The organism is uncultured Moraxella sp. (genome assembly GCF_945873075.1).
GTDB lineage: Bacteria > Pseudomonadota > Gammaproteobacteria > Pseudomonadales > Moraxellaceae > Moraxella.
This window is the reverse complement of record NZ_CAMCBS010000047.1, coordinates 1-6920: the sequence shown is the minus strand read 5'-3', so window position 1 is coordinate 6920 and position 6920 is coordinate 1. Positions and strand designations below refer to the sequence as shown.

At 47.2% G+C, this 6920-nt stretch carries 8 protein-coding genes and 2 tRNA genes; 7 read left to right on the top strand and 3 right to left on the bottom strand.

Going from position 1 to position 6920, the window contains the following annotated elements; genetic code table 11:
• Positions 1-62: 62 nt before the first annotated feature.
• Together Q0N89_RS09575 and Q0N89_RS09570 are read right to left on the bottom strand one after the other, a co-directional pair.
• Positions 63-362, bottom strand: a complete 300-nt coding sequence (locus tag Q0N89_RS09575; RefSeq protein ID WP_294035827.1) for a type II toxin-antitoxin system RelE/ParE family toxin — start codon at positions 360-362, stop codon at positions 63-65.
• Positions 363-575: a hypothetical protein gene (locus Q0N89_RS09570; protein ID WP_294035825.1), complete on the bottom strand. Its 213-nt coding sequence runs from the start codon at positions 573-575 to the stop codon at positions 363-365.
• Positions 576-805: 230 nt separating this feature from the next.
• Here Q0N89_RS09570 and Q0N89_RS09565 point away from each other — a divergent pair, with 230 nt between their 5' ends.
• The 4 genes from Q0N89_RS09565 to Q0N89_RS09550 all read left to right on the top strand — a co-directional run bounded on the left by Q0N89_RS09565 (position 806) and on the right by Q0N89_RS09550 (position 4654).
• Positions 806-1603 (top strand): acetyl-CoA carboxylase carboxyltransferase subunit alpha, encoded by a 798-nt coding sequence (locus Q0N89_RS09565; RefSeq protein WP_294035823.1) that lies wholly within the window; start codon positions 806-808, stop codon positions 1601-1603.
• A gap of 183 nt (positions 1604-1786) precedes the next feature.
• On the top strand, positions 1787-3190 hold the full coding sequence (tilS, locus tag Q0N89_RS09560; protein WP_294035821.1) for a tRNA lysidine(34) synthetase TilS: 1404 nt from the start codon (positions 1787-1789) through the stop codon (positions 3188-3190).
• A 35-nt stretch (positions 3191-3225) separates the two neighbouring features.
• Positions 3226-4077, top strand: a complete 852-nt coding sequence (gene proC / locus Q0N89_RS09555) for a pyrroline-5-carboxylate reductase (RefSeq protein ID WP_294035819.1) — start codon at positions 3226-3228, stop codon at positions 4075-4077.
• Between the two features lie 13 nt (positions 4078-4090).
• Entirely contained in the window at positions 4091-4654 is a 564-nt protein-coding gene (locus tag Q0N89_RS09550; RefSeq protein WP_294035817.1) for a YggT family protein, read from the top strand.
• 76 nt (positions 4655-4730) lie between these two features.
• Here the strand turns inward: Q0N89_RS09550 and Q0N89_RS09545 are convergent, their stop codons facing one another.
• Positions 4731-5528: a hydroxymethylpyrimidine/phosphomethylpyrimidine kinase gene (locus Q0N89_RS09545; protein WP_294035815.1), complete on the bottom strand. Its 798-nt coding sequence runs from the start codon at positions 5526-5528 to the stop codon at positions 4731-4733.
• A gap of 288 nt (positions 5529-5816) precedes the next feature.
• On the opposite strand from Q0N89_RS09545, the gene Q0N89_RS09540 reads away from it, so the two are divergent.
• From Q0N89_RS09540 to Q0N89_RS09530, 3 genes are all read left to right on the top strand, one after another.
• Positions 5817-5908, top strand: a tRNA-Ser gene (locus Q0N89_RS09540).
• A 134-nt stretch (positions 5909-6042) separates the two neighbouring features.
• Positions 6043-6119: transfer RNA gene (locus Q0N89_RS09535), tRNA-Arg, on the top strand.
• A gap of 177 nt (positions 6120-6296) precedes the next feature.
• On the top strand, positions 6297-6917 hold the full coding sequence (locus Q0N89_RS09530; protein WP_294035813.1) for an RDD family protein: 621 nt from the start codon (positions 6297-6299) through the stop codon (positions 6915-6917).
• Positions 6918-6920: the final 3 nt, after the last annotated feature.

Here is a 6920-nt window from a genome sequence, read left to right as displayed (position 1 = left end):
CTATATGGTATCAGGGTTTGAGTGGGGTTTCATCATGAATTTTGTCTATTAGACCAAAAAGCTTATTGTAGTAGATAAGGTAAATCCCTAATCGCAGGGAATATGTGTACAATTCGAATGGTTCTTTTGTCATCATCCACTGTATAGAAAATGGCATATTTACCATCTACTAAAAATTTGCGATACATAGGAACATCGGCATAAATAGCGAATAGTTTGGGTTGTTGCTTCAGCGTTTGGATTGTATCGTCAATAATGGCAACAATTTTTTCGGCATAAGCCATCGTATAATCTAGTACAATGCCAGTTAGGATAAATTCTAACTCTTGCTCATAGTCTGGGTCAAACTCGATACTGTACATTTATTTACCCAATTTTTGGCGGACACGAGCCAAAGTTTGGGTATGAAAATCATCCGGCATGGGTTTTGCTTGATAATCGGGATGGCTCATGCGTTCTAACGAATTGAGCAATTTTTGGTCAATCAGTTCTTTATAAGCTTGTTCAGCTTGTCTTGCTAGCGTGTAGCTATTTTGCAGATATAAATCTTGGTCTTTTTTGATTGCATAGCCCATAATGCACGCCCTTGATGGTGTTTTTGGCTAGTATAGCACAAAAATGGGCATTGAGTGCATTCATCCACCGATGACGGCTAGGTTGCTTGATTGATGATTGATGTGGTAATAATTTGAATAATTAGCACCCAAAGGCATAAATCACAACAAAAAAAGATGACGAGATACCAAAAAATGTGCTAAACTAAATCTTAGTTTACATTTGTACAATCATTTTTTTAGAGTGGGCTATGAGTAAAGTTTGGGAAAGTGTGCAATTGGCACGCCATGCAAAGCGTCCGTTGTTCCTTGATTATGTAGCGGCATTATTTACCGAATTTGATGAGTTGCACGGCGACCGTGCCTTTGCAGATGATAAAGCCATCATTGGTGGCTTGGCACGATTTAACGGTCAGCCTGTGATGGTCATCGGTCAGCATCGTGGTCGCAGTACTCGTGAGCGCATTGCGCACAACTTTGGTATGGCGAACCCCGAAGGCTATCGCAAGGTGATTCGTCTGGTGCAGATGGCGGAGCGTTTTGGCTTGCCGGTATTGACTTTTATTGATACTCAAGGGGCATACCCAGGCGTGGGCGCAGAAGAGCGTGGACAAGCCGAAGCCATCGCCAAGAGTATCGCTGTATTCTCAAGTCTTGGCACGCCAGTTATCGCCACCGTCATCGGCGAAGGTGGCTCGGGTGGTGCGCTGGCTATTGGCGTGGCTGACCGTGTCAATATGCTTGAAAACAGTATTTATTCGGTGATTTCACCGGAAGGCTGTGCGTCTATCCTGTGGAAAACTGCCGAAAAAGCCCCAGATGCGTCCGATGCGCTCAAGCTAAACGCTGTCAATCTGCATCAGCTAGGACTGATTGATGAAGTCATCGAAGAAGACGTGGGTGCGCACGAAGCGCCAGAGCCTGTGATGGCTGCGCTCAAATCACTGCTCACAGCACAGCTTGCCGAGCTTGAGCAATTACCAAAAGATGAGTTACTACAAAAACGCTATGAGCGCTTGATGCAGTTTAATTCTAAGGTATCTTTATAAAGTATATTTATAAGTTGTTTTTATAAGCTGTCTTTATAAAAGGCATCTTGAAAGCTTTTTAGGCTTATCAAGTACCTTTCAAGGTATTTCACCGAAGCATTTAACGGCGATTTGCCGATAAATTTGCTACAATAGGGCAAAAGAGATTTTGTCCTATTTTTTTATCTTTTGAATCATCAAACCATGTCCGACACACTGACCCATGCTTTATTGAACGCTTATCACGACCATCGCCACAGGCTAGATGGGGCGACGCTGTATTTGGCGTGCAGTGGCGGGCGTGATTCGCTGTCGATGGCGTATGCGTGCTATCAGCTGTATCAAGCAGGGCAGATGGATAGGCTGCCAATCCTGCTTCATGTGCATCATGGGTGGCAACAGGCAAATGATGATTGGGCGGATTTGGTGGCGACTTGGGCGACGGCACATGGCTTTGATTGTCGGATATTACCTGTCACTTTACCAAAAAACAGCGAAACGCACGCGCGCACCGCTCGCTATGATGCCATGCTGTCTCTGATGGGTGATAAAGATGTGCTGATGCTGGCTCATCATGCTCATGACCAAGCCGAAACGGTCTTGTACAGGCTGATTCATGGTGCAGGCGTGCAGGGCTTGGCAGGGATGAAATCATGGCAAGCCAAATCCAGTCATGATAAGCAAGTGTGGCTGTGGCGACCGTGGCTTGGCGTTACTCGCAATGATATTAGCCAATTTGCCAGCACGCACAAGCTCCCCTTTGTTGATGATGCGACCAATACCGATACCGCTTATGCGCGTGGGAGACTGCGGACGCTGATTATGCCCTTGCTCACTGACATCAACCCACGAGCGGTGGAGAATATCGTACGCAGTGCCGAGCTACTTGCAAAGAGCGCCGAGTGGCAACAGCACAGCATAGATACGCACTTGGCACAGCTATCTTGTGCAGAGACTTATCTGCCATACCAAGCTGTCATGGAGATTGAGCAATTTAACCAAGTACCAACATCTGCCAAGTCCAGTATCTTGCACCAGTGGCTACAGGGTGATGAACCATTACCACCAAGCCAAAAAACCACCCAATCTGTGCTTCTAATGATGACTCGCACGGACAATGACCACGCCAGTCAGATGATTTGGCAAGGGGTGCATCATAGCTATGTGCTGTGCTGTTATGATGGGCGATTGTACCGCTATCGGGCGGATGTGTGGCGGCTTTTGACAGCAGGTGTGCAGGTGGATGATTTGGCAAGTGTTGGCGATGGGCTTGGGCATGAACATGGGCTTGATAAATTTCAATCTTGCGAATTAACATTGGTGGCAGATGGACAATTACACATTGTATTTACAAGCCATCATACCATCACCCATGCCCAAAAAATGGACAAAACCACAGCTGTCATCATCGGCAACCATGCTTATAAAGGCAAAAAACTTGCCCAAAAACTACGCCTACCACCGTGGCTACGAGCGCATCTGTGGCAGGTGCATATCGGGGCGGATGCTTGGCTGATTGCACCGATGTGTGTGTGGCGATTGGATGATTTGACGCCTGTGGCTTTGGATAATTTTGCACCAATAGGGCGAATGGTGTACAATGGGTGAAGTTTTACTTTGATAAATTTGATAAAAGGTGCGTTATGACAACTGTTGCTGATTTTGGCGTATTAAATGGCAAAACCATCGCATTCATCGGCGGTGGCAATATGGCAGGGGCGATTATTGATGGACTCTTAAAGGCAAAAGCCGAGCAGGGGCTGGATTTGACCTTGTCTGTATCTGATACCGATACCGATAAGCAAGCGCAGTTCATCGCCAAAGGCGTGAATGCTGTCAGCCCAGAGCAAGCCGAGCAAATCATCACCACAGCGGATGTCGTTGTCCTAGCGGTCAAGCCACAGGTGATGGGCGTGGTGGGTGCGTCGATTGCGCCATATCTATCATCACAGTTGGTGCTGTCTATCGCAGCAGGCTTGTCGGTGGCGACCTTATCACAGATGCTTGGTGGCTATACCAATATCGTGCGTTGTATGCCAAATCTACCTGCCAGCGTGGGCTTTGGTGCATCAGGCTTGTTCGCTGATGGTATCAGTGAGACCGCTTGTCAAATGGCCGAGAAAGTAATGCAAGCATCCGGCATCACCGCATGGGTCAAGGACGAAAACCTACTGCACGCTGTGACGGCGGTGGCAGGTTCTGCGCCTGCGTATTTCTTTTATGTGCTAGAAAATATGATTGCCAAAGCCATCGAAATGGGTCTATCGCCTGACGATGCCCATGCTTTGGCAGTCCAAAGCGTGCGTGGTGCAGGTGCATTGGCGGTCAATCAAGACCCTGCGACATTGCGTGAGCAAGTCACTTCAAAAGGCGGCACGACCGCAGCGGCGCTAGAGAGCCTATATGCTGATGATGTCGGTCAAGCATTCGCCCGTGCGATGCAGGCGTGTAGCGACCGCAGTGTCGAGCTTGGGGCGGTGCTAAGCCAAGCTTAAGCAGGATAACTTTATGAATTCATTGCCTTTTGTATTGGTCAATGCCGTTATTAATTTTGCGCTGATTTTGCTGTTTTTGCGGTTCATGGTACAGCTTGCCGAGATTGATAAGACGCATCCTTTTGCCAAGACGACTTATCGACTGACCCGAGTGGTGGATGTGTTTGCACGCATTTTCCCAACCGTGGGTAAGGGGCGTATCAGCACGGCTGCGGTGGTGCTGATGCTACTTTTGTATCTGATTAATTTGGTGGCGGATGCTGCTATCTTGGGCAAGAGCCTATCAGCGGTCGAAGTGTTTTTTGTGGCGACGATTTCAGCGATTATGCAATTTTTGCAGGCACTTCGCTATTTGATGATGGCATCAGCGATTAGCAGTCTATTGATGATGTTTTTGAATGTCAATAGCAGTATTTTTGGCGTGATGATGCAGTTGTCCGAGCCGATTGTTGCGCCGTTTCGCCGTTTTGTGCCCAATATTGGTATGATTGATTTGTCATTTTTGGTGGCGTTATTTAGCTTATTATTGCTCGAAAAATTTATCGGTATAATCAGTGCCAATATTTGGATGGGCTAAGCTGGTATAATTTACAAGTATCCATCCCAAAAATCAGCACCATCTGCGTGCTGATTTTTTTTGGCTTGCGTGTGAGTTATCGATGGCGTACAAAGCGATTGGGCATCATCTGGGCGGCAGGATTGTCAGGATGTGGCACATCGGCATAGATGAGCGACTGATGCACCCAGCCATCAGCATGAATGATGGCATCGACCAAATCATCACCCATCGCCAGTCGTCCTGCGATATGGCTAGCGAGCGAGCAGCCCGATCCGTGATATTCACCATCTAGGCGTGGCACGATACTGGTGTGCTCAATACGCCCATTGATGTACAAAAATTGCTCAATATCCCCCGTCTCAAAGTCATGCGATGTCTTGACAAGCACAGCATTGACGCCTTGATCATTGAGTGCTTTGGCGGCGTCATGTAGATCATCACGACCGCTTAGGGCGCGCAGTTCGTGCGTGTTTGGCGTGATGAGTGTGGCGTGGGGCAGAAGCCTAGCAAATGCTTGCACCAAAGTCGCAGGATTGCCCAGACTACCACCAGAGTTGGCGACCAGCACAGGGTCGAGTACATAAGGCGTGCCATGCGGGATCTGATGGCTGCCAAATAGATTGGCGATAGCATTGATATTCTCAACTGTGCCAAGCATCCCTGATTTGATGGCTTGCACTGGTAGATCGTCCAGTACGGCACGGGCTTGAGCGGTGAGTAGCTGACTAGATACAGGCTCAAAGCCAAACACCTGCTGAGAGCTTTGTACGGTGATGGCGGTGCAGGCGATGGCAGCGTGCGCCCCTGCTGCACCAATGGCTTCGATGTCGGCTTGCAGTCCTGCGCCTCCTGATGGATCAAGCCCCGAAAAGCATAGCACGGTCGGTCGCATGATATCTCCTTGATGACGACTTTTTTTTGATGATCTTTTTGAAATTATATATCAAAATACGCCCAAAAAGACATTGCCATATCCCAAAACTGATGAAATTTTAGACAAAATTTGCCATCATCATGAAGTTTTGCCATCGATTTTTGATAAATGCAGAATTTTTATAAAAAATTTGCCAAAAACACTTGCAAAGTATCAAATTTTTGTTATAATTATCGCCCACAACGACAAGCGAAATCATCAATGATGATGGATGATAAGTGTAGCAACTTATCAAAGCGACCGTTCGGTGAAGTGGGTGAGTGGCTGAAACCAGTTCCCTGCTAAGGAACCATACCTAATTACGGGTATCGAGGGTTCGAATCCCTCCTTCACCGCCATTTATTTTCTAATTAATCTTGTCAATCACAAGAAAAAATCGAAAATAAATAAAAAAAGCGCTTGACATACAAAATAAACACTGTATAATAGCCGCCACAACGAACGATGTTGAATAACAAAGTGAGTTGAATCCGCACCCGTAGCTCAGTTGGATAGAGCACTTGGCTACGAACTAAGGGGTCGGGAGTTCGAATCTCTCCGGGTGCGCCATATTACGAAAATCACCGAAGTCATTGATTTCGGTGATTTTTTTATTCATTGAATCCGATTTGTCCGATTTGTCCGATTTGTCCGATTTGCCAATCCTGCCAAATATCGGTCAAGCTTACCTAATCAGCCGCTTTTGTGCTACAATAACGCATCTTTTTTCTGCTGATATCATCCATCATGTCAAAACACACGCCCAAACAGAATCAAGCCACCGCACCAACCGAAACGCCTACCGTCGCCAAGCCTTTGGTGCGACTGTCCGCCATCGTCTATGATGGGATGCTGATTTTGGCGATGCTGTTTTTGGTGGGTGCAGTGCTGTCGGTGGTCGGTACGCTGTTGTTTTTGGATGTGGGGACGACTTCCCAAGATGCCAAAGCACTGCCCTTGTGGTACCAAAACGGCGTGATGACGCCAGCGTTTGTGCTGACTTTGGTGGGATTTTATGGGATTTTTTGGCGTAAGTCGGGGCAGACTTTGGGGATGCAGACATGGCGTCTAAAGACAGTGGATGTCAATGGGCAGCTGCTTGGCTGGGGTCAGAGCTTTATGCGGATTCTTAGTGCGTGTCTTGTGCCTGCGATTTGCGCTGCGGTCGGCGCGTTCATTCATGGCTCGAAGCTTGCGATTTTGCTTGCGGCTTTTTTGGGCTTTTTGTTTAATTTTTTGTTTTGTTTATTTAACACTCGGGGGCTGGCGGTGCATGATATGCTGTCAAATACTATCACGCTCAAAGTACCAAAAATCGCCCACGAAACCCTATGGCAAAGCCTAAAACGCCGTAAATCAAAAAGCTAGATA

Bases quoted from the DNA above. Each gene is read 5' to 3' on its own strand.
- Q0N89_RS09575 (WP_294035827.1), bottom strand. From the start codon at position 362: ATGTACAGTATCGAGTTTGACCCAGACTATGAGCAAGAGTTAGAATTT.
- Q0N89_RS09570 (WP_294035825.1), bottom strand. From the start codon at position 575: ATGGGCTATGCAATCAAAAAAGACCAAGATTTATATCTGCAAAATAGC.
- Q0N89_RS09565 (WP_294035823.1), top strand. From the start codon at position 806: ATGAGTAAAGTTTGGGAAAGTGTGCAATTGGCACGCCATGCAAAGCGT.
- tilS (WP_294035821.1), top strand. From the start codon at position 1,787: ATGTCCGACACACTGACCCATGCTTTATTGAACGCTTATCACGACCAT.
- proC (WP_294035819.1), top strand. From the start codon at position 3,226: ATGACAACTGTTGCTGATTTTGGCGTATTAAATGGCAAAACCATCGCA.
- Q0N89_RS09550 (WP_294035817.1), top strand. From the start codon at position 4,091: ATGAATTCATTGCCTTTTGTATTGGTCAATGCCGTTATTAATTTTGCG.
- Q0N89_RS09545 (WP_294035815.1), bottom strand. From the start codon at position 5,528: ATGCGACCGACCGTGCTATGCTTTTCGGGGCTTGATCCATCAGGAGGC.
- Q0N89_RS09530 (WP_294035813.1), top strand. From the start codon at position 6,297: ATGTCAAAACACACGCCCAAACAGAATCAAGCCACCGCACCAACCGAA.